Genomic DNA, 22,238 nt, shown 5'->3' with positions numbered 1-22,238 from the left:
TACCAACTAGAATTCGTTATTTTGTACAATGAAAATATTGAAAGAAATACAACTTCAACTTAAAGGAAGTAAGAAATTAACTCTTTTGTTAAAATACGCTACAGGATTAATACTGTTTGGAGTTCTTTTAGTAGTAGTATTATTTTCGTTAGTATATTTTGAAGTCTTTGGGAAGCTCCCTAATAAAGAAGAATTGACATCTATCATCAATGAAGAAGCTTCTTTAATTTATTCATCAGACGAGATAATTATAGGTAAACTATTTGCTGAAAACAGAACCAATGTTCGACTAGAACAAATTCCAAATTACTTAAAAGAAGCGTTAATAGCTACAGAAGATAAACGATTCTATTCCCATAATGGCTACGATGGTCAAAGTTATGCACGTGTTTTCTTTAGAAGTATCTTACTACAAGATGCCTCTGGAGGTGGTGGAAGCACCATTACACAACAGTTAATTAAAAACCTTTACGGAAGGCAATACCATGGTTTTTTGAGCATGCCTATTAACAAAATAAAAGAGCTCATCATTGCTAGTCGTATGGAAAAACTATACAGCAAAGATGAAATCTTGTTATTATATTTAAACTCGGTTCCTTTTGGAGAAAATAATTTTGGGATAGAATCGGCTGCTAATCGATTTTTTAACAAATCAGTTAGTGAATTACACATTGAGGAATCAGCTGTATTGGTAGGAATGTTAAAAGCTAACACCTATTATAACCCAAGATTGAATCCAGAAAATGCTAAAAAGCGCCGTAATACAGTTCTTCAGTTAATGAATAACGAAGCCTATTTAAGTAATAAAGTTGCTGATAGTTTACAAAAACTACCTATTACACTTAACTACAAAAACCTTGATGTAAATGCCACCGCTGGTTATTTTACCTATCAAGTAAAGAAAAAAGCAGTAGAAATTGTAAAAAAAATAAATGACAGCACCAATACTTCTTATAATTTAGAAACCGACGGATTAAAAATTCATACAACACTGAATTACGACATTCAAAAAATTGCAGAAAAATCTGCTAAGGAACAACTCATCATCAAGCAACAACAGTTAGACAAAGAATTAGCTTCAAACAGACTAAAAAACAAATGGTTAAAAAAGCAGCAGTTTACAGAAGACGACAAACAAAATAGAACTATTCAACTCTTTGATTGGGATAGCACAAAAACCATTACTGGTAATAAAATTGATAGTCTTTGGTATTATGATAAAATGCTAAATGCTTCTGTATTAGTTACGAATCCGAAGAATGGCGCAGTAATCAGTTGGGTTGGCGGAAATAACTTTAACACACTTCCTTTTGATATGGTGTTATCACACCGTCAAATAGCCTCTGCCTTCAAACCATTTTTATACGCTACAGCACTAGAAAATAGAATTTCTCCGTGTGATTATTTTGAAAACGAGGAAAAAACCTATCCTGAATACGATAATTGGGAACCGAAAAATGCCGACCATAGCTCAACTCCCGATAAAAAAGTTGCCATGTGGTATGCGTTGATAAAATCTATGAATATTCCTAGTGTAAACCTATATTTTAAACTAGAAAAAGAGTGGTTGATTAATGCTTGTGAAAAGTTACTATTCCCAGAAATTACTGACGATGCTCCTTCTATTGCTTTAGGCACACTAGATTTATCGCTATTTGAAGCCACAAGAGCTTACGGTGCCTTTGCCAATAAAGGTAAAATGAATGATTTGTACATGATTCATAAAATTACCGATAAAGAAGGAAATATCATTTACGAAAGTGAAAAGCAAAAGGCAAAAAGAGTATTTACAGAAGAAAGTACACAAACGTTAACTACTATTTTACAACAAGCTGTAGAGCAAGGAACAGGAGCTAGCATAAGAAATAGGTATAAAATTAAAAGTCCGTTAGCCAGTAAAACAGGTACCGCTCAAAACTATACCAACGCTTGGTTTATGGCGTATACACCGAATATTGTTCTCGGAACCTGGGTTGGGACCTCTAAAAACGATGTACATTTTACTAGCGGAAATGGTTCTGGTTCTTCTTTAGCACTGCCTATTGTAGCCAACATTCTTAAGGAAATAGAAAACACACCCGAACTAAAGGAAAGATACTTAACCTCTTTTGGTATTCCTGAAGAGATTTCTTCTTCAATAGACTGTCCCCCATACAGAGAAAAAGGAATTAAAGGGTTTTTCAACAGACTTTTTGGAAAGAAAAAGGAATAGGTTATTCTATTTGGTTAATGAGAATCAACATGCTATTTTTAAACAAAAAATCAACTAATAAAAAAGAGAACCTAAAAGGTTCTCTTTATTTTTTATTCGAAAGTATAAGCAAAGCTACCATCTCTTAGTCTATGAGCTATTACCTCAGGAGAATCATAGTTCTCAACATCCAACTCAAAAGTACCTTTCACTACTTTCTTATCATTATCAACCAATGTTATTGTTATACTTCCTGATACCGTTACTTGTAAATCATCATCTAATAAATCTATATACTTTATATAAGTATCATTATCTACACTTTCTCTATTTATTTCTATTGTTTTTCCAGCAACTAAATGCTCTCTATTAATCCACATATTTACTTCTTTAGGTAGTAAAGTTCCTTGCAAGTAAATAAATTTATCATTTGGATAATTAGTGTTTATACTATTAGAAGCCTTCTTTGTACCCAAAGCATTATTCATCTCATACACTTCTCCATTAATAGTTACTTTCATAGCATAATTTCCTAGACTTAAATCTTCATCTTCTCCCGAAGAAGAACAAGAAGCAAATCCAAAAAGCACTAACATTACAAGAGGGATAAATAAATTCTTTTTCATTTTTTTTAATATTTAGGTTTATAATTAATTTTCTAAGCAAACAAGGTAGCAAAAGCCTCTTCAATCTTACTTACTAAAATTAGTTTTATAGAATGGTTTTTGCTCGTAATCTTGTTGTATTTTGAGGTTACAAAGGTTTTATATCCTAACTTTTCAGCTTCGGTAATACGCTGATCTATTTTAGAAACAGGACGAATTTCACCTGCTAAACCAACTTCAGCTGCAAAACACACATCTGGATTGATGGCTAGATCTTGATTTGATGATAAAATCGCTGCCACTACCGCTAAATCTATTGCTGGATCGTCTACATGAATTCCACCGGTAACATTTAAAAACACATCTTTCGCTCCTAATTTGAACCCCGCACGCTTTTCTAGCACCGCCAAAATCATATGCAAGCGCTTCAAGTTGTAACCCGTTGTAGTTCGTTGTGGAGTTCCATAAACTGCTGTTGAAACTAGCGCTTGAATTTCTATCATTAACGGACGAATTCCTTCTAAGGTAGATGCAATGGCAGTTCCACTTAAATCAGCGTCTTTTTTTGAAATTAAGATTTCTGAAGGGTTCGATACTTCTCGCAATCCATCCGATAACATTTCATAAATCCCTAATTCAGCCGTAGAACCAAAACGGTTTTTTTGTGAACGTAAAATACGGTAGGTATGATTTCGATCTCCTTCAAATTGCAACACTACATCCACCATGTGCTCTAAAACCTTAGGCCCCGCAATATGTCCTTCTTTATTAATATGTCCGATTAACAAAACTGGAGTTGCCGTTTCTTTTGCAAATTTTATCAATTCTGCGGAAGTTTCTCGTATTTGGGAAATACTTCCTGGTGACGCTTCAATTGTATCCGTATGTAAAGTTTGGATAGAGTCTATTACCAACACATCTGGCTGAACTTCTTCAATATTTTTAAAAATCTGTTGGGTATTCGTTTCGGTAAGAATTAAACAGTTAGGATTTTTTCCTTCGATACGTTCAGCACGCATTTTTATCTGCGACTGACTTTCTTCTCCAGACACATACAATACTTTTTGCGGAATTTGTAAAGCAATTTGTAACAACAACGTAGATTTACCAATTCCTGGTTCTCCGCCTAATAACACTACCGCTCCTTTCACCAATCCGCCACCTAAAACAGTATCTAACTCTTGATTCTTGGTGCCAAATCGCTCTTCTGGATTCAATTGAATATCTTCAACTCGTAAAGGTTTCGCTATTCTTTTTTGTGTGTTTAATGGCGATTTCCAACTTCTTTTTTCTTCTTTTTGAATCACTTCTTCAACAATAGTGTTCCATTCTTTACATGAGCCACATTGCCCTACCCATTGCGCGTGTTGCGCGCCACAGTTTTGACAGAAAAAAGTTGTTTTGGTTTTTGCCATTCGATTTGTAAGATTTACTTACAAAGAAAAGAAAACTATTTGTTTTTATTATAGATGGGTAAGAACAAAAATGCTAACCCTCCAAAGACAATAATCATAGCCGTTTGAGCTGTCCACATAATCCAACCAAAGGCTGTTGCAGGTTCTTCAGCAATTCCAAATAAAGCCAAAGCTCCAGCTACGGCAACAGGATACAATCCTATCCCTCCATTAGTCGCCGCAATCGCAAATCCACCAGCGATAAACCCGATTAAAACACCTCCTAACGGAACCTGTAATCCATCAATTGCTGGAATGGTTGCCCAAAACATTAACACATACATTACCCAAATAAATACGGTATGAAATATGAATGCCCATTTATGTTGCATTTTCAAAATACTGGTTACTCCCTCAATTAATCCTGCTACAAAATTTTTGATTTTTAGTCCAATTCCTGATTGCGCTTTTTTTACAAACCTTGTAAAAATCATAAACACTAAAACCAAGCCACCAATAAGAACTCCTATTTTAATTGGATCAAAATTTTTAGTCAGTAATTCATAAATAAAATCAAATTGTACAAAAAGTGTAATTACTATAATACTCAACATCATTAGTAAATCTGCCATTCGTTCGGCAACGATAGTACCAAAACCTTTTTCAAACGGAATGTTTTCATAATTAGTCATTACAGCTGCACGAGACACTTCTCCTGCTCTTGGGACTGCATAGTTTACTAAATACGCTACTAAAACCGCCATAGTACTATTGCCAAAATCTGGTTTATACCCCATAGGCTCCAATAAGAACTTCCAACGATAAGCACGAGATAAGTGACTTAACACCCCAAAAAACAGTCCTAAAGCTATCCATCCGTAATTAGCATCTTTAAAATATTGTACTAAGGTTTCAATTGAAATTTTTGACAATGAATACCAAACTAAAAAACCTCCCAAAATGAGAGGTAATAGTATTTTTGTGATTTTCTTTACTGATATACTCAAACTATTCTAGCAAGTTGTTTTCTTCGTTAGGAAATACTAATTGTGGTTTAAACTTTTTGGCTTCTTCTAACTCCATAAAAGCATATACAATTAAGATAAGTACATCTCCTTTTTGAACCCTACGAGCTGCAGCTCCATTCAAAGTAATTTCACCACTCTTTCTTGGTCCTGGAATTGCATAGGTTTCTAAACGCTCTCCATTATTGTTATTCACAATCTGTACACGTTCTCCTTCAATAATTCCAGCAGCATCCATTAAATCTTCATCAATGGTGATACTTCCTATATAATTTAAATCCGCGTTGGTTACTTTAACACGGTGTATTTTAGATTTTACTACTTGTACTAACATGCTGCAAAAATAATTGTTTTTTAATGAATACTAGATTGTTTTTTGATGATTTTAACATTATTACAAAGCTCATTCTTAAGCTCAAACATTAACTCTTTAAACGAATATTATCTATCAAGCGAATGTCTCCAGCAAAAACAGCTATAAACGCACGATACTTCATATTTTCTTTAGTCTCTGTTACCGTTTGCAATGTTTTTTCATCTGCAATGGTAAAATATTCTAATTCAAGTAACGGATGATTTTTAAATTGTTTTTTCACCCATTTTGTTAACTCTTTTGGATCTTTTACTCCAAATTTCTTTTTTGCTTTTTTTAATGTTTTATAAATAAATGGTGCAGCTTCACGGTATTCTTTTGTTAATCTCGTATTTCGAGAACTCATAGCCAACCCATCATCTTCTCTAAAAATTGGTCTTCCTTTAATTTTTACTGGTAAGTTATATTTTTCTACTAACTTTTTAATAATTTGCAATTGCTGAAAATCTTTTTTACCAAAATAAGCAGTATCTGGTTCTACTATTTCAAATAACGTTTTTACTATTGTTCCAACACCATCAAAATGACCATCTCTAAACCTCCCTTCCATTTGATGTTCTAGCCCATCAAAATCAAATTTTTCTGATGTAATATTTTCGGCATATATTTCTTCTACTGAAGGAAAGAACAACACATCACAATTAGCAGACGTTAACAACTCCACATCACTTTCATAAGTCTTGGGATATTTATCTAAATCTTCTTTATTATCAAACTGTGTAGGATTTACAAAAACACTAACTACTGCAATATCATTCTTCTTTTTTGCTCTTCTAATAAGCGATAAATGCCCTTGATGAAGAGCCCCCATAGTTGGAACAAACCCGATTGATTTTTTATCCTTTTTTTGAGATGATAAAAACTCTTTTATTTCAGATTTTCTTGTGAAAATTTTCATTGTTATTTAATTGAAATGCATGCAAAATTAGCAATTTAACACGATTTTTGCATTAATTTTCGTATTTTTGCACCTTCAATAAAAGAGACCGATTTAATGAAGGATAAGAGAATTTTATATGTTTCATCAGAGGTAACACCATATTTACCAGAAACAGAATTATCGTCTACCGCATTTAACGTTGCTAAAAATGCACATTCTAAAGGAATTCAAACCCGTATTTTCATGCCTCGATTTGGGGTGATTAATGAGCGAAGGCATCAGTTACACGAAGTTATTCGTCTATCGGGTATGAACCTAATTATTAACGACATGGATATGCCTTTAATAATTAAGGTTGCATCCATTCCTAAAGAAAGAATGCAAGTATACTTTATTGACAATGATGAATATTTTAAGCGTAAAGCAGTTTATTCTGACGAAGACGATAAGCTTTTTGAAGATAACGATGAGCGTATGATTTTCTTCGCTAAAGGTGTAGTTGAAACCGTTAAAAAATTAAACTGGGCTCCTGATATTATTCATGTTCATGGATGGATGGCATCTTTATTACCTCTATATTTAAGAGAATATTATAAAGAAGAACCTTTGTTTGCAGAAAGTAAGATTGTAACTTCGCTTTACAACAGCGACATTGAAGATTTAAATAAAGAAATGGCTAATAAAGTTCGTTTTGATAAGATTGAGGAATCAAAGGTAGCAACTATCGAAACACCGAGTCATTTAAACATTTTGAAAAGTGCTATTGAAAACTCAGATGCTATCATAAAAGGCAGTGAAGTTTTACCGGAAGAAGTTGAAACCTATATTAATGACAATAATGTAAAAGTTTTAGATTTTCAATCGGAAGAAACCTTAACTGAAGCATATTTAGAATTTTATAAAGAGAACGTTTTAGAATTAAGCGAATAATGATTAGAAAAATTGGTGTACTTGGTATTAGCTTGCTATGTTTAGCAACTATTACATCTTGTGAAAAAGACTTTAGTGAAGTTGGGACAAATGTTATTAATAATGACAAGTTTGAAACAGGAGAAATTCTATTGGATGTTAAAATAACTCCAATAGACACAAAAAATGTACAAGCTGATAATATTAACGCTACTATTAGTGATTATTGGCTAGGAGTGTATAACAATCCTAATGCTGAAAAAATTGAAGCGTCAATCATTTCTCAACTTGGTTATTTATCTGGTTTAAAAAACAAAGAAAATGTTACCGATGGTGATACCATATTTAATTTAGATAAAGTAATTTTAAAAATTCCGTACCAAGCAACATCTAAGGGTACTACAAATGGTATTACTACTTTTAAATTAGATTCGGTATTAGGTAACCCAAATATTGCTACTTCTATACAAGTATTTCAAAATGAAACCTATTTAAATACACTAAACCCAAGTGACCCTTCTAAAAGAAACACTTTTTTTTCTGATAGTGAATACTTAGGTAATACTATTTTAAATGAAGATGGAGTTTATGAAATGAAACCTAAAGCTACAGACACTACATTCATTTTTGATAGAATTGACAGATCTTCTTCATTAACAAACACAACCACTTATAAATACACCGTTAAAGCAGAAAACTCACAAAAGCTTAAAGTTCCATTTTTAGCAATTCCTTTAGATTTAGCAAAAATGAAAACTTTATTCTGGGATAAATTTGAAAATGGAGAATTTGCTTCAAAAGAGGCTTTTGATAATTACTTCAGGGGTTTAAAAATTATGGCTACTGGAAACGATGGTTCTTTAGTCCCTCTGAATCTCGCAGCTTCTCCGACTCCTTCAGTAGATTTTTACTACACTAAATCAGTAGTAGATGGAACTACAGTAAAAGACACTATACAAAAAGAATATTCCTTCCCCCTTGCAGGAGTAAGAAACAGTATTTATAAAATGACTCCTGCTGCAAATCCTGCTCCCACTAACAACTTTGTTATTCAAGGAACAGCAGGAAGTATGGCAAAAGTTGAAATTTTAGACGATACAAAAGTTCAAGAGTTAAAAAGTAATAACTGGCTAATCAACGATGCCTCACTTACTTTTTATATAAATCAAACAATTAACAATGATGCCAATGTTATTCCTCAGCAATTATTCTTATATCAAAATAAGAAAAACGAGGCAGGCGGCATTTCACCAACTCAGTTAACAGATGCTTATGTTGATCCTGCTTCTTTTGGGGGGACTTTAAAGAAAACTGACGATGATAACCCTGAAAAATATACTTTTAGAATTACCGATTACATTTCCAAACTATTATCGGGAGAAGAAAACACAACTACTGATCCTTTAGTTTTAAAAGTATACAATCCTACAGATGCCCCTGTAGTTAATAATGTTTTAACAACCTCTATTAAATCCTATAACTGGAACCCAAGAGCTGTAACGTTGTTAGATGGCAATGAGACTACTAACGGAACTAAAAGAGCTGTTTTAAAAATATCATATTCAAAAGAAAAGTAAATTGTATGTGTGGAATTACTGGATATATTGGACATAGAGAGGCTTATCCAATTGTAATTAATGGATTAAAGCGTTTGGAATATAGAGGTTATGATAGTGCGGGAATCATGATGTATGATGGTGAAACAATGCACTTATCAAAAACCAAAGGAAAAGTTTCTGATTTAGAAATAATTACAAACAAAGAAGAAAAAAGAAAAAATGGCAAAATAGGCATAGGACATACTCGTTGGGCAACACATGGCGTTCCTAATCATGTAAATTCTCATCCTCATTTTTCTCAATCTGGAAATCTTGTAATTGTTCATAATGGAATTATAGAAAATTATGATACCATTAAAAAAGAATTGCTTTCTAGAGGCTATGAATTTAAAAGTGATACCGATACTGAGGTTTTAGTAAACCTTATTGAAGAAATAAAAAAAAGCGAGGAATGTAAATTAGGAAAAGCTGTTCAATTAGCTTTAACCAATGTAATTGGAGCTTATGCAATTGCTGTTTTTGACAAAACAAAACCTAATGAATTAGTCGTAGCTCGATTAGGTAGCCCTATTGCTATTGGGGTTGGAAAAAACAACGAAGAGTTTTTCGTAGCTTCTGATGCTTCTCCTTTTATTGAATATACAAAAGATGCTATTTACCTTGAGGATGGTGAATTAGCTATTATAAAAAAAGACAAAGGGATTAAAGTTCGTAAAATTGAGAGTGATAAAGAAATTGATGCGAATATTCAAAAACTACAATTAAGTCTTGAACAGATAGAAAAAGGTGGTTATGATCACTTTATGTTGAAAGAAATATATGAACAACCTAAAGCTATTATAGATACTTACAGGGGAAGAATGTTAGCTAATGAGGGAATTATACGAATGGCTGGTGTTGATGATAATATGTCTAAATTCTTAAACGCAGACAGAATTATCGTTGTAGCTTGTGGTACTTCTTGGCATGCAGGGTTGGTTGGAGAATATCTTTTTGAAGATATGGCACGTATTCCTGTTGAAGTTGAATATGCCTCAGAGTTTAGATATCGTAATCCTATTATTACCCCAAAAGATGTAGTAATTGCCATTTCTCAGTCTGGTGAAACAGCTGATACTTTAGCTGCTATTAAACTTGCTAAATCTAAAGGAGCTTTTGTTTTTGGTATTTGTAACGTAGTAGGCTCTTCAATTGCTAGGGAAACACATGCTGGTGCTTATACGCATGCTGGTCCAGAAATTGGAGTAGCTTCAACTAAAGCATTCACAACACAGATAACAGTACTTTCTCTAATTGCTTTAAAACTAGCACAAGCTAAAGGAACTTTATCAACATCTGCAGTAAATACTTATTTACAAACGATGCAACAAATTCCTACTCAGGTAGAAAGTTTATTGAAAATTGATTCCCAAGTTAAAGAAATAGCAGCCGTATATAAAGACGCTAAAAACTGTTTGTATTTAGGTAGAGGGTTTAACTTTCCTGTTGCTTTAGAAGGGGCTTTAAAACTAAAAGAAATCTCTTACATTCATGCTGAAGGGTATCCTGCTGCTGAAATGAAACACGGACCGATTGCCTTAATTGATGAAAACATGCCTGTTTTTGTCATTGCAACAAGTAGAGGACATTACGAAAAAGTAGTAAGTAATATTCAAGAAATTAAGTCTCGTAGCGGTAAAATAGTAGCAATTGTTACGGAAGGTGATGAAACAGTTAAGGAAATAGCTGACCATGTAATTGAAATACCAGATACAGAAGAAGCTTTTTCTCCTTTATTAACTACAATACCACTCCAATTACTTTCATACCATATAGCAGTAATGTTGGATAAAAATGTTGACCAACCAAGAAACTTAGCAAAATCGGTTACTGTAGAGTAACAATTGATTTTATTCAAAATACAAATCCTGAGAGTTTTCTCAGGATTTTTTTATCTATCTTTTTCTAGAGTAATATAAACAGGAAAATGATCTGAAAACCCGCCCTTATAAAAAGGTCCTATAAAAGTTCTAAACGGACTTCCTTCATATTTCCCATTGAATATTTTTAACCAATCTCTATTATAAATTTTTGCATCTAAAAATGTGTACTTACTTTTTTTCTCATCAAAAAAATCTCTAGAAAACATAATCTGATCAAATAAATGCCATTCTTTGAAATGAGTGGTTGTTCCTTTACCTCTTTTATATAAAGGCTTCATTGGGTTATACAAATCATCTGACATCAAATACTCTTCAACACTTTTATTTACGGGGTTATCATTAAAATCTCCCATAATAATAAACTTTGCAGTACTTTCTTCTTCTTTAATCTTATCCATAACACTTCGAGTCAATTGGGCTGCTTTTATCCTATTATTTTCAGTTTCTGACACCCCTTCTCTACGTGAAGGCCAATGGTTAACTAAAACGTATACTATTTCATCATTAAGCATCCCTTTAACCACTAATAAATCACGCGTATAATCTACCCCACCTTCTTCATCGTTTAATAAAAGTGAATGCGTTTCTGAAAATATAACCTTAAAAAAGTCTTTGTTATACATCAAAGCAACATCAATACCTCTTTCGTCTGGTGAATCGTAATGAACATAATCATAATTAAATCTTGACAGGTTTTTGTGCTTTACTAAATCGTTTACAACAATGGCATTTTCAACCTCAACCAATCCTATAATAACAGGTGGATATGCTGATTGGTTATTTCCTAACTGACTAATAACAGATGTTATTTTTCTAAGTTTATGACCATACTTTTTTCTATTCCATCTTAGTTTACCATTTGGTGTAAAATCATCATCAAAAGTATTTGGATTATCTACAGTATCGAATAAATTTTCAACATTATAAAAAGCAATTGTATATCTATTTTTTCTCTTATTTGCTGTCATTTAAAAAAATTATCATTCGAAAATACAAAAATCAAGCAAGCTTTATAACATAAAGCTAACCTTAAGTATTTAGGTATTCGATAAATTTTAAAAAACAATCTTATATATTTTAATAAAAATCACTAAACTGTTTAAAATTCATCAAAAAAGAAACTTAAAAAAAGAAATATATTCAATATTAATTATTTGTAAAACAGTTATAAGACGCTTATTTATTTTACTTTAAAACAATATTTTATTAATTACCAACATCCAATTAAAAGCCTCATTTACAATACTTTTACAGTGTTAAATTTTAACAAACAAACTTAAAACAAACTTAAAACAAACCCTAAAACTCTAAAAATGAAAAAGTTATTTGTATTAATGTTCGTCACTCTAATGAGTACTTCAGTTTTTTCAACAAACGAAAATCCTGCAAAAGAGAAAATTAGAACAAAAATCGTTGAACTATTAGGTAACCCTAACTTTGTTCTAGATAAAGAAGTAAAAACTACCGTAGAATTTTTAATAAACAAAAACGGAGAAATAGTTATTTTGAATGTTAACTGTGATACTGAACAAGTTTGTCACTATGTAAAAAGCAGATTAAATTATAAGTTTATAAATAATGAATTTAAGTTAAAAAACCATATTTATAAAATGCCTTTAACTATACAGAAAAGTAGTAGTAAGTAATTACTTACCGATTATCCCCTAATAAAAAAGCCTCATAGAAATATTTCTATGAGGCTTTAATGTTATTATCTATAAAATTATACCGCTCCTTGATCCAACATTGCATCAGCAACCTTAACAAAACCAGCAATATTTGCTCCTTTTACATAATCAACATACCCACCTTCTTGTGTACCATATTTTACACAAGCTTCGTGAATATTATTCATAATAGAATGTAACTTGCTATCTACTTCTTCACGAGTCCAAGACAAACGTAAAGAGTTTTGAGACATTTCTAATCCAGATGTTGCTACACCTCCTGCATTTGAAGCTTTACCTGGTGCAAATAAGATTTTTGCATTTTGGAATACTTCAATAGCTTCTGGAGTAGATGGCATGTTTGCTCCTTCTGCAACACAAATACATCCATTATCAACTAATACTTTTGCTTCATCTCCATTTAACTCATTTTGAGTTGCACATGGCAAAGCCACATCACACTTAGTTCCCCAAGGTCTTTCACCTTTGAAGAATTTTGCTGATGGGTATTTTTCTACGTATTCATGGATTCTTCCACGTTTTACATTCTTTAACTCTTGTACAAAAGCTAATTTTTCAGCATCAATACCGTCTTCATCATAGATATAACCTGATGAATCAGATAAAGTAACCACTTTAGCTCCTAATTGAGTTGCTTTTTCAGTAGCATATTGCGCTACGTTACCAGAACCAGAAACAACTACAGTTTTACCCTCGAAAGAATCTCCTTTGGTTTTTAACATGTTTTCTGCAAAGTAAACATCACCATAACCTGTAGCTTCAGGACGGATTAATGAACCTCCCCAAGAAGCTCCTTTACCAGTTAATACTCCAGTAAATTCGTTACGTAAACGCTTGTATTGACCAAACATGTAACCAATTTCACGACCTCCAACACCAATATCTCCAGCAGGAACATCAGTATCAGGTCCAATATGACGTGCTAACTCTGTCATAAATGATTGACAAAAAGCCATTACTTCACGGTCAGACTTTCCTTTAGGGTTAAAGTCAGATCCTCCTTTACCACCACCCATTGGTAAGGTTGTTAATGAGTTTTTGAAAACTTGCTCAAATCCTAAAAATTTTAAGATTGATAAGTTTACTGAAGGATGAAAACGTAACCCTCCTTTATAAGGACCAATTGCTGAGTTAAACTCAACTCTATATCCTCTGTTTACTTGAGTTTCTCCGTTATCATCAACCCAAGGCACTCTAAACATAATAGTACGTTCAGGTTCAACCATACGCTCTAGTAATTTCTTACCCTGATATTTTGGATTATTTTCTATAAACGGAATTACTGTTTCTGCTACTTCATGTACAGCTTGCAAAAACTCTGGTTCGTATGCATTACGTTCTTTTACGTAATCCATAAATGCTTGTATGTTAGATTCCATAAACTTAGTTGTTGTTCTGTTATTTTATAATATTAACAATTTTACTATGCAAATATAATTATTTTACTATTCGTTAATTTCTATTTTACCGTTTATTTCCCTTATTTTATTGGTGTTTATGCAAACCCTATTAAAAGTCCTTTTTTTTAGACAAAAAAACGTAAATTTGCACCTTAACTTTTGGAAAGATTATGTTAGACAAGGTAAAAGAATTGATTGAAGAGGTAAAAGCTTTTAATACCACTTCAAAAGAAGAAATTGAAACATTTAGAATTAAATATTTAGGAAGTAAAGGAATTTTAAAAGATTTATTTACTGAATTTAAAAATGTACCTAACGACCAAAAGAAAGAATTTGGGCAAACCATAAATTTACTTAAAACTTCAGCTGAAGATAAAGTAAATTCTTTAAAAGAGGCTATTGAGAATGCTGTTGAGGAAAAAGGTGTTTATGGTGATTTAACGCGTCCATCTGAACCAATCAACTTAGGTTCTCGACACCCGATTTCTTTAGTAAAGAATCAAATTATAGAAGTATTTAACCGTATTGGTTTTACTGTTTCTGAAGGACCAGAAATTGAAGATGATTGGCACAACTTTACTGCTTTAAATTTACCAGAATATCACCCGGCACGTGATATGCAAGATACTTTCTTTATTGAAAAGAATCCTGACACATTACTAAGAACACATACCTCATCAGTTCAGGTGCGTTATATGGAAAACAACGAACCTCCAATTCGTACAATTTCTCCAGGACGTGTGTTTAGAAACGAAGATATTTCAGCACGTGCACACTGTATTTTCCACCAAGTAGAAGGGTTATATATAGATACTGACGTTTCTTTTGCCGATTTAAAACAAACCTTATTATACTTTACCAAAGAAATGTTTGGTAAATCTAAAATACGTTTACGTCCGTCGTACTTCCCATTTACTGAGCCAAGTGCAGAAGTAGACATTTACTGGGGATTAGAAACTGAAACCGATTACAGAATTACCAAAGGAACTGGTTGGTTAGAAATTATGGGATGCGGTATGGTAGATCCTAATGTTTTAAAGAACTGTAATATCGACCCTACAAAATATAGTGGTTATGCTTTCGGAATGGGTATTGAACGTATTGCAATGTTATTATACCAAATTCCAGATATTCGTATGTTCTATGAAAATGACAAACGTTTCTTAGAACAGTTTAAATCTGTAATTTAATTTTAAAGATAAATTCAAAAAATAAAAGACGAAAGCGTTAAACTTTCGTCTTTCCATTTTAAAAAGTTTTCAATGAGAAAAGATATTGAAATCCCTAAAGTAACAGGTGTAGAAATCGCAGTAGTTTTAGAAACTAATGAAATTGATGGTAAAGAGGATTGGAATGTATACATTCTAAACAGAAAAGATGTTGATTTAGAAATGGTCGTAATTGTTTCACAAGGATTTTCAGATACTAAAACTACTTCTATTTTCAGAAGAAAAATAGATACTCTTCCTGCAAATAGTTATCAAAAGTTTGAATTAATGCAACCTGAATTGTTCGATTTAGACAACCGTTTTCAGGTAACATTTTTTGAAGACAACAGACTACATGATAAAACTTTTATTTTTCAAGCAGAAACCATTCAAAAAGGCTTTTTAAGAGACATTGAATTCTTAGGAAAAAAAGGAATTGTTTGTAAATAAAAATTCACAAAAGAACGATAGTTGTTAAATCACAGCTATCGTTCTTTTTTTACTATCACTTTTTAGTACTTTCGTAAAAATCCTATTTCATGTTTTTAAACATTCAAGACTCAATTGCTCAATTTTCTTCTTGGGTATGGGGAATTCCCTTACTAATTTTATTAATTGGTGGTGGATTATACCTTTTTATCTATTCAGGGTTAATTCCGTTCAGGTACATTGGTCATGCTATTGCTATTTTAAGAGGAAAATATGACAAAGTAGACTCTCCTGGAGATTTATCACATTACGAAGCCTTATCATCTGCTATTGCAGCTACGGTAGGAATGGGAAATATTAGTGGTGTTGCCATTGCTATTGCAACAGGTGGTCCGGGTGCTATTTTTTGGATGTGGATTAGTGCTTTTGTAGGTATGGCTACCAAATTTTTCACCTGTAGCTTATCAGTAATGTATCGCGGAAAAGATGAAAACGGAAACGTAAAAGGAGGGCCTATGTATGTAATTACTGAGGGTTTAGGAAAAAAATGGAAACCTTTAGCACTATTCTTCTCAGCAGCTGGATTGATAGGTACACTACCTGCATTTCAGGCCAACCAACTAACACAAACCTTAGTAGATGTTTTTCAAATACAAGAATCCAGCCATTTTACAGCTAAATTACTATTAGGTATTTCTACTGCTATTATAGTGGCCATGGTTATTTTTGGTGGAATTAAACGAATTGGTAGTGTTGCAGGAAAATTAGTTCCTATAATGGTTGTGATTTATTTACTTACTGTTTTAACCATTTTATTTTTGCGATTAGAGCAAGTTCCATCTATTTTTTCTTTAATTTTTGAGGATGCTTTTTCAGGAAAATCTGTTTTAGGTGGTGCTTTAGGGGTTTTGATAATCACTGGAGTAAAACGTGCTGCTTTTTCTAACGAAGCTGGCTTAGGTACTGCACCTATGATGCATGGGACTGCAAAAACCAAAGAACCAATCCGTGAAGGATTAGTCGCTATGCTGGGGCCTGCTATTGACACCTTGTTAGTTTGTTCTTTAACTGCATTAGCCATTTTAGCCTCAGGAGTTTGGGAAAACTTTGAAGGTAATGGAATTTCTATGACACTGGCTGCATTTGATGCGGTACTTCCTTACAAGATTGGAAGTATTATTTTAACCATTTGTGTATTAATATTTGCTTTCTCAACACTGTTCACCTACTCTTTTTATGGATTGAGTTGTTTAAGCTTTTTAACTAACACCAAGATTGGAAAATCATACAATTATATTTACATCATTACTATTGTAATTGCTTCTATTATAAAATTAGACTTTGTTATTAACCTAATTGACAGTGCGTATGCTTTAATGGCAATTCCTACTGTGCTTTCAACACTAATTTTAGCGCCAAAAGTAAAGAGAGAAGCTGCTAAGTATTTTCAGAAGTTAAAAAGAGGAGCTTTTAATGTTTAGCCAAGGGCTCTCCTTCAAAAAGCAAGCCTTCAAAACCTGTTTTTATAAAGTTTCTAATATTTTGATGATCTGTTCCTTCTGGATTACATAACACATCTTCAAAATAATACTTTCCAAAACACGCTAAGGTTTCTTCTTTACTAAATCCCTGCTGTATAGCAAACGAAAATATTTTACACGAACCTTGATTTTTTTCAGCTTCGTTGTATAAACTTCCATTTTTAAAGGCAGTAGGAGTGAAACTATACAGGCTTTCAATTACCGAAATAGTGTCAGAAAACTCAACTTTTTTTGGTGTGTTTTGTATGGTTTGTTTAAATACGTCTAATGTCATTTGAAAAAGGTTTTTATACTGCAAAACAAATGATTTAAAGTCATAAAAACTAAGTCGTGGTAATTTTTTACAAACTAACATTTATAGTTAAATTTGCACAGCAAAAATTTCTAGATTCCGAAACAAGTTCGGAATGACAAATTTGTAAGAAATCTCGCTATGCGAGAATAAAATTTTTAAAAATGTACAGAACGCATACTTGTGGTGAGTTAAGAGCATCGCACATTAATACTGAAGTTACCCTTTCTGGATGGGTACAAAAATCACGTGATAAGGGTTTTATGATTTGGGTAGATTTACGTGACCGTTACGGAATTACACAGTTAATCTTCGACGAGGAACGCACTTCTAAAGACTTAATGGAGAAGGCAAAAACTTTAGGGCGTGAGTTTGTAGTACAAGTTACTGGAAAAGTTATTGAGCGTCAATCTAAAAACGCAAATATTCCAACAGGTGATGTAGAGGTTTTAGTATCTAGTTTAGAAATTTTAAACGAAGCTAAATTACCACCTTTTACAATAGAAGATGAAACGGATGGTGGTGAAGATTTACGTATGAAATATCGTTATTTAGATATTCGTCGTAACCCAGTTAAAAACAGCTTAGTCTTCCGTCATAAAGTATCGATGGAAGTTCGTAAATATTTATCTGACAAAGGATTTATTGATGTGGAAACTCCATATTTAATCAAATCCACTCCAGAAGGAGCACGAGATTTCTTAGTACCTTCTCGTATGAATGCTGGTCAGTTTTATGCCTTACCACAATCACCACAAACCTTTAAACAGTTGTTAATGGTAGGTGGTATGGATAAATACTTCCAAATTGTAAAGTGTTTTAGAGATGAAGATTTACGTGCCGACCGTCAACCAGAGTTTACACAGATAGACTGCGAAATGGCGTTTGTTGAGCAAGAAGATATTTTAGAGATTTTTGAAGGAATGACGCGTCATTTATTAAAAGAAATCAACGGAGTTGAAGTAGACAAATTCCCAAGAATTACGTTTGATGAAGCCATGCGTAAATATGGTAACGACAAGCCAGATATTCGTTTCGGAATGGAGTTTGGTGAGTTAAACGAAGTAGCACAGCACAAAGATTTCAAAGTATTTAATTCAGCAGAATTAGTAGTAGGAATTGCTGTACCAGGAGGAGCTTCATACACTCGTAAAGAAATTGATAAATTAATCGATTGGGTAAAGCGTCCGCAAGTAGGAGCTTTAGGAATGGTATATGTGAAATGTAACGAAGATGGAAGCTTTAAATCATCGGTAGACAAGTTCTACGACCAAGAAGATTTAGCTAAATGGGCTGAAGCTACAGGAGCGAAGGCTGGAGATTTAATCTGTATCCTTTCAGGAAATACTAACAAAGTTCGCGCGCAATTAAGTGCGTTACGTATGGAACTAGCAGAACGTTTAGGTTTGCGTAAACCAAACGAGTTTGCTCCGTTATGGGTAATCGATTTCCCATTATTAGAGTTAGATGAAGAAACAGGTCACTACCACGCAATGCACCACCCATTTACTTCTCCAAAACCAGGTCAGTTAGCATTATTAGATACTGATCCAGGAGCTGTAAAAGCAAACGCTTATGATTTAGTGTTAAATGGAAACGAAATTGGTGGAGGATCTATTAGAATTCATGATAAAGAAACACAAGCTATCATGTTTAAGCATTTAGGATTTACCGAAGAAGAGGCAAAAGCTCAGTTTGGATTCTTAATGGATGCTTTTGAATACGGAGCACCACCTCACGGAGGTTTAGCTTTCGGTTTAGATCGTTTGGTAGCTATTTTAGGAGGTCAAGAAACCATTCGTGATTTTATTGCTTTCCCTAAAAACAACTCAGGACGCGATGTAATGATTGATGCTCCTGCAACTATAGACGATGAGCAATTACAAGAATTGAGCATTAAACTAGATATTAAAGGGTAGTCTACCTTGTTACAAAACAAGAGGGTTACCACATCGAATACAATTTACTTCGTAATAACCAATAAAAAATCCCGTTCTAGAATTAGAATGGGATTTTTCTTTTTTATAAAAACCTACAACTTTTCTTAATAAATTATATCTTTAATTATTCATATTTAGCTTTTAAAAAATTAACTAAGCATCTAGAACACAATGCCTACATCTAAAGAAGCTTATAAAAAAATATTAATTTGGAGATACAAACATATCTCTGAACGACAGTTTGTATATGTTTTAAGCATTTTAGTAGGGTTTTTAGCAGGTATTGGTACCTTAATTCTTAAGAACCTTACTTTTTACTTCCATCGTATTTTAGAAGATGGACTTATTAAAGATTATCATCATTCATTATACTTTATTTTTCCTATCATCGGGTTATTTTTAGTGTATTACATTAAAAAATATCTAATTAGAAAAGATATTGATCATGGTATTTCTACTACTTTACAATCTATTTCTAAAAAGAATGGAATTATTGAACGTTATAAAATTTATGCTTCATTAATTACCGCTCCTATAACTGTAGGTTTTGGAGGTTCTGTAGGGCTACAAGGCCCTGCTGTAAGTACTGGTGCTGCCTTAGGCTCTGGTGTTGCTAGGCTTTTTCATATGAATATGAGAACTCGTATGCTGCTAATTGGTTGTGCTACCGCTGGTGCGATGTCTTCAATGTTCAAAGCTCCTATTGCTGCTATCATTTTTGCAGTGGAAATTTTTAGTTTGGATCTTGCTTTTGCATCTTTAGTTCCTTTATTATTAGCATCGGTTTCAGCGGTGATTACTTCTTATTTCTTTTTAGGAAAAGATGTATTATTTAGTGTACAACTACAAGATGCTTTTGAAATTAACGATCTTATCTTTTACATAGCCTTGGCTATTTTTACAGGGTTTTCTTCTGTATATTTTTCTAAAATCTATTTTAGAATTATTAATTTTTTCAAAAAATACACTCCTTTTAAACGATTAGTATTTGGTGGAATTGCCATTGGTATAATGCTGTTTTTAATTCCTCCTTTATTTGGTGAAGGTTATGGAATTATCAACAATTTATTGTCTGAAAATGCCAGTGCCGCTCTTAAGAATATTCATTACAACATTGATTTTAATAATGTTTGGATGGTTATTATTTTTCTGTTAATTATTGGTGTTTTTAAAGTAATTGCCATGACTACTACTTTTGCTGCTGGCGGAGTTGGTGGTATTTTTATCCCTACACTCGTTATGGGAAGTGCTTTGGGAAATGTTACTGCTAAAATTATCAATCAATTCGGGTTTGATGTCTCAGAAACTAACTTCACATTGATTGGTATGACGGGCTTAATGGCTGGTGTTTTACACGCACCTTTAACGGCTATTTTCTTAATTGCTGAAATAACTGGAGGTTATGATTTATTTGTTCCATTAATGCTTGTTTCTGCTGTTTCCTATGCTATTACCAAGTATTTTGTATCAAATTCTATTTATACAATTGAACTAGCAGAACGTGGCGAGTTAATTACGCATAACAAAGATAAAAATGTGATGATGATGATGAAAACGAGTCAAATTATTGAAAAAAACTTTGTGAAAATTCATCCTGAAATGAGTCTTGGAGATATGCTAAAAAAAGCAGTTGCCAAATCAAAACGTAATATTTTTCCTGTGGTTGATAATGAAGATAAGTTTATGGGGATTGTTTTATTAGATGATATCCGCCCTATGATGTTTAATCAAGAATTATATGAAACTACGAAGGTAAGAGATATTATGAAAATTGCTCCAGCAATTATTTTTTATAATGACACCACTGAAAAAGTCATGCAAAAATTTAAAGAAAGTGGCGCATGGAATTTACCCGTGGTAAAAAACAGAGTGTACATTGGTTTTATTTCTAAATCAAAACTACTTTCAGTATATAGAAAAAAATTGTTAGAGGTTACTGTGTAGCTAAAAACTGAACCATTTTATCTGGAAAATCGGTAAAACCGCCATCAACATTTGCTTCAAGAAACAGTACTTGCATCATTTCTTCAAAAGAAGAAAACTCACCCAATTGATCTGCTCTAAAAGTATATGGATGTACTTGTAATCCTAGTTTATGAGCATCTTTAACTAGTGTTGTAAACTGCCACTTCTCTCTTACTTTTTTATCTAAAATTTGCTTGTACCAAGGTCCCAACCCGTCTGCATACGATGCGAAATGTACTAATTCTTTGGTTTCTTCAGGGAACTCAATTAATTGTACTAAGAATAGTTCGGACTTCAATTCTTTTCGAATTCTTTCCAATTCTTTCGCATCAAAACATTGAAACATACATTTATCGTTCGTTGTTTTGTAGCCATAGCTTGAAAGGATATCCAACGAAATTTTAGCAATATCTTTTCCATTTTTATGATGAAATGCTGGGTTTTTAATTTCTGGATAAATTCCGATATTTTTTCCTGTGGAAGCATTTAGTCCTTGAATTAGCTCTATTTCCTCTTGTAAAGAGTGTAATTTAAAGTTGCCTCTCCCCTTCGGAAATCGATTCGGGTACACTTGTTCTCCTGTTTTCGGATTAAAACGTTCTGTTACATTTAGTTTTTGTAATTCTCCAAACGTAAAATCAATTACATAAAAACGTTCATCTTCTCGTTTTTTTTCTGGATATTTTTCAGCAACATCAGTAACATCATCCAAATAAATATCATGAATCACAATTGGAATGTTATCTTTACTCAATACTAAATCTTGTTCTATATAGTCAGGATTCATTGCGTATGCCATGGCTTTGGCTTCCATCGTGTGTTCTGGTAAGTATCCTGAGGCTCCTCGATGAGCGATTACAACTTTCTCTTTCATATTGGTCAGTTTAGTTTCTGGCTTGCATCCGAAGAAAAATATC

At 32.8% G+C, this 22,238-nt stretch carries 19 protein-coding genes; 10 read left to right on the top strand and 9 right to left on the bottom strand.

The window, feature by feature from the left end:
- Nucleotides 1-28: 28 nt before the first annotated feature.
- The gene (locus MHM83_RS03585; RefSeq protein ID WP_239178423.1) at nt 29-2,212 is read left to right on the top strand and encodes a transglycosylase domain-containing protein; all 2,184 of its coding nucleotides are present in this window, start codon (nt 29-31) and stop codon (nt 2,210-2,212) included.
- A 92-nt stretch (nt 2,213-2,304) separates the two neighbouring features.
- Here MHM83_RS03585 and MHM83_RS03580 read toward each other — a convergent pair whose 3' ends face one another.
- The 5 genes from MHM83_RS03580 to panC form a co-directional block, all read right to left on the bottom strand.
- On the bottom strand, nt 2,305-2,817 hold the full coding sequence (locus MHM83_RS03580; RefSeq protein WP_239178422.1) for a hypothetical protein: 513 nt from the start codon (nt 2,815-2,817) through the stop codon (nt 2,305-2,307).
- 32 nt (nt 2,818-2,849) lie between these two features.
- Entirely contained in the window at nt 2,850-4,211 is a 1,362-nt protein-coding gene (gene radA / locus MHM83_RS03575; RefSeq protein WP_239178421.1) for a DNA repair protein RadA, read from the bottom strand.
- Between the two features lie 35 nt (nt 4,212-4,246).
- Nucleotides 4,247-5,197, bottom strand: coding sequence for a lysylphosphatidylglycerol synthase transmembrane domain-containing protein (locus MHM83_RS03570; protein ID WP_231128361.1), 951 nt, complete (start codon nt 5,195-5,197; stop codon nt 4,247-4,249).
- A 1-nt stretch (nt 5,198) separates the two neighbouring features.
- A complete protein-coding gene (gene panD, locus MHM83_RS03565; protein ID WP_028891458.1) occupies nt 5,199-5,549 on the bottom strand; it encodes an aspartate 1-decarboxylase in 351 nt (116 codons plus the stop codon).
- 88 nt (nt 5,550-5,637) lie between these two features.
- Nucleotides 5,638-6,486: a pantoate--beta-alanine ligase gene (gene panC, locus MHM83_RS03560; protein WP_239178420.1), complete on the bottom strand. Its 849-nt coding sequence runs from the start codon at nt 6,484-6,486 to the stop codon at nt 5,638-5,640.
- Nucleotides 6,487-6,582: 96 nt separating this feature from the next.
- On the opposite strand from panC, the gene MHM83_RS03555 reads away from it, so the two are divergent.
- From MHM83_RS03555 to glmS, 3 genes are read left to right on the top strand one after another with little or no spacing between them, the layout of a single operon-like run.
- Nucleotides 6,583-7,398, top strand: coding sequence for a glycogen/starch synthase (locus MHM83_RS03555; RefSeq protein ID WP_159488958.1), 816 nt, complete (start codon nt 6,583-6,585; stop codon nt 7,396-7,398).
- A complete protein-coding gene (locus tag MHM83_RS03550; protein ID WP_239178418.1) occupies nt 7,398-8,954 on the top strand; it encodes a DUF4270 family protein in 1,557 nt (518 codons plus the stop codon). Before MHM83_RS03555 ends, MHM83_RS03550 begins: the two co-directional genes overlap by 1 nt.
- Before the next feature lie 5 nt (nt 8,955-8,959).
- Nucleotides 8,960-10,816 carry a glutamine--fructose-6-phosphate transaminase (isomerizing) gene (gene glmS, locus MHM83_RS03545; RefSeq protein WP_167712514.1) on the top strand — a complete coding sequence of 619 codons (1,857 nt, stop codon included), beginning with the start codon at nt 8,960-8,962 and terminating at the stop codon, nt 10,814-10,816.
- A gap of 50 nt (nt 10,817-10,866) precedes the next feature.
- Here the strand turns inward: glmS and MHM83_RS03540 are convergent, their stop codons facing one another.
- Nucleotides 10,867-11,826: an endonuclease/exonuclease/phosphatase family protein gene (locus MHM83_RS03540; RefSeq protein WP_047788215.1), complete on the bottom strand. Its 960-nt coding sequence runs from the start codon at nt 11,824-11,826 to the stop codon at nt 10,867-10,869.
- A 345-nt stretch (nt 11,827-12,171) separates the two neighbouring features.
- Between MHM83_RS03540 and MHM83_RS03535 the strand changes: the two genes are divergently transcribed.
- Nucleotides 12,172-12,504: a hypothetical protein gene (locus MHM83_RS03535; protein WP_125064411.1), complete on the top strand. Its 333-nt coding sequence runs from the start codon at nt 12,172-12,174 to the stop codon at nt 12,502-12,504.
- 77 nt (nt 12,505-12,581) lie between these two features.
- On the opposite strand, the gene gdhA is transcribed toward MHM83_RS03535, so the two are convergent.
- Nucleotides 12,582-13,925 (bottom strand): NADP-specific glutamate dehydrogenase, encoded by a 1,344-nt coding sequence (gene gdhA, locus MHM83_RS03530; protein ID WP_047788213.1) that lies wholly within the window; start codon nt 13,923-13,925, stop codon nt 12,582-12,584.
- A 191-nt stretch (nt 13,926-14,116) separates the two neighbouring features.
- Between gdhA and pheS the strand changes: the two genes are divergently transcribed.
- The 3 genes from pheS (at nt 14,117) to MHM83_RS03515 (ending at nt 17,064) form a co-directional block, all read left to right on the top strand.
- Nucleotides 14,117-15,136 carry a phenylalanine--tRNA ligase subunit alpha gene (gene pheS / locus MHM83_RS03525; RefSeq protein WP_073182468.1) on the top strand — a complete coding sequence of 340 codons (1,020 nt, stop codon included), beginning with the start codon at nt 14,117-14,119 and terminating at the stop codon, nt 15,134-15,136.
- Between the two features lie 72 nt (nt 15,137-15,208).
- Nucleotides 15,209-15,604 (top strand): hypothetical protein, encoded by a 396-nt coding sequence (locus tag MHM83_RS03520; protein ID WP_073182467.1) that lies wholly within the window; start codon nt 15,209-15,211, stop codon nt 15,602-15,604.
- A gap of 89 nt (nt 15,605-15,693) precedes the next feature.
- A complete protein-coding gene (locus MHM83_RS03515) occupies nt 15,694-17,064 on the top strand; it encodes an alanine/glycine:cation symporter family protein (protein WP_073182466.1) in 1,371 nt (456 codons plus the stop codon).
- On the opposite strand, the gene MHM83_RS03510 is transcribed toward MHM83_RS03515, so the two are convergent.
- On the bottom strand, nt 17,054-17,398 hold the full coding sequence (locus tag MHM83_RS03510; protein ID WP_239178416.1) for a HopJ type III effector protein: 345 nt from the start codon (nt 17,396-17,398) through the stop codon (nt 17,054-17,056). The two genes, MHM83_RS03515 and MHM83_RS03510, sit on opposite strands and share 11 nt — an antisense overlap.
- Before the next feature lie 182 nt (nt 17,399-17,580).
- Between MHM83_RS03510 and aspS the strand changes: the two genes are divergently transcribed.
- Together aspS and MHM83_RS03500 are read left to right on the top strand one after the other, a co-directional pair.
- Nucleotides 17,581-19,335, top strand: a complete 1,755-nt coding sequence (aspS, locus tag MHM83_RS03505; protein ID WP_047788209.1) for an aspartate--tRNA ligase — start codon at nt 17,581-17,583, stop codon at nt 19,333-19,335.
- Between the two features lie 192 nt (nt 19,336-19,527).
- A complete protein-coding gene (locus MHM83_RS03500) occupies nt 19,528-21,300 on the top strand; it encodes a chloride channel protein (protein WP_073182464.1) in 1,773 nt (590 codons plus the stop codon).
- Here the strand turns inward: MHM83_RS03500 and glpQ are convergent.
- Nucleotides 21,290-22,195 carry a glycerophosphodiester phosphodiesterase gene (glpQ, locus tag MHM83_RS03495; RefSeq protein ID WP_239178414.1) on the bottom strand — a complete coding sequence of 302 codons (906 nt, stop codon included), beginning with the start codon at nt 22,193-22,195 and terminating at the stop codon, nt 21,290-21,292. The genes MHM83_RS03500 and glpQ overlap by 11 nt on opposite strands.
- Nucleotides 22,196-22,238 lie beyond the last annotated feature (43 nt).

This window comes from Tenacibaculum sp. Mcav3-52 (assembly GCF_022347665.1).
GTDB classification, from domain to species: Bacteria; Bacteroidota; Bacteroidia; order Flavobacteriales; family Flavobacteriaceae; genus Polaribacter; species Polaribacter mesophilus.
The sequence above is the reverse complement of the archived record's forward strand: the minus strand, read 5'-3'. Positions and strand labels throughout refer to the sequence as shown.

Bases quoted from the DNA above. Each gene is read 5' to 3' on its own strand.
- MHM83_RS03585 (WP_239178423.1), top strand. From the start codon at position 29: ATGAAAATATTGAAAGAAATACAACTTCAACTTAAAGGAAGTAAGAAA.
- MHM83_RS03580 (WP_239178422.1), bottom strand. From the start codon at position 2,817: ATGAAAAAGAATTTATTTATCCCTCTTGTAATGTTAGTGCTTTTTGGA.
- radA (WP_239178421.1), bottom strand. From the start codon at position 4,211: ATGGCAAAAACCAAAACAACTTTTTTCTGTCAAAACTGTGGCGCGCAA.
- panD (WP_028891458.1), bottom strand. From the start codon at position 5,549: ATGTTAGTACAAGTAGTAAAATCTAAAATACACCGTGTTAAAGTAACC.
- panC (WP_239178420.1), bottom strand. From the start codon at position 6,486: ATGAAAATTTTCACAAGAAAATCTGAAATAAAAGAGTTTTTATCATCT.
- MHM83_RS03555 (WP_159488958.1), top strand. From the start codon at position 6,583: ATGAAGGATAAGAGAATTTTATATGTTTCATCAGAGGTAACACCATAT.
- MHM83_RS03550 (WP_239178418.1), top strand. From the start codon at position 7,398: ATGATTAGAAAAATTGGTGTACTTGGTATTAGCTTGCTATGTTTAGCA.
- glmS (WP_167712514.1), top strand. From the start codon at position 8,960: ATGTGTGGAATTACTGGATATATTGGACATAGAGAGGCTTATCCAATT.
- MHM83_RS03540 (WP_047788215.1), bottom strand. From the start codon at position 11,826: ATGACAGCAAATAAGAGAAAAAATAGATATACAATTGCTTTTTATAAT.
- MHM83_RS03535 (WP_125064411.1), top strand. From the start codon at position 12,172: ATGAAAAAGTTATTTGTATTAATGTTCGTCACTCTAATGAGTACTTCA.
- gdhA (WP_047788213.1), bottom strand. From the start codon at position 13,925: ATGGAATCTAACATACAAGCATTTATGGATTACGTAAAAGAACGTAAT.
- pheS (WP_073182468.1), top strand. From the start codon at position 14,117: ATGTTAGACAAGGTAAAAGAATTGATTGAAGAGGTAAAAGCTTTTAAT.
- MHM83_RS03520 (WP_073182467.1), top strand. From the start codon at position 15,209: ATGAGAAAAGATATTGAAATCCCTAAAGTAACAGGTGTAGAAATCGCA.
- MHM83_RS03515 (WP_073182466.1), top strand. From the start codon at position 15,694: ATGTTTTTAAACATTCAAGACTCAATTGCTCAATTTTCTTCTTGGGTA.
- MHM83_RS03510 (WP_239178416.1), bottom strand. From the start codon at position 17,398: ATGACATTAGACGTATTTAAACAAACCATACAAAACACACCAAAAAAA.
- aspS (WP_047788209.1), top strand. From the start codon at position 17,581: ATGTACAGAACGCATACTTGTGGTGAGTTAAGAGCATCGCACATTAAT.
- MHM83_RS03500 (WP_073182464.1), top strand. From the start codon at position 19,528: ATGCCTACATCTAAAGAAGCTTATAAAAAAATATTAATTTGGAGATAC.
- glpQ (WP_239178414.1), bottom strand. From the start codon at position 22,195: ATGAAAGAGAAAGTTGTAATCGCTCATCGAGGAGCCTCAGGATACTTA.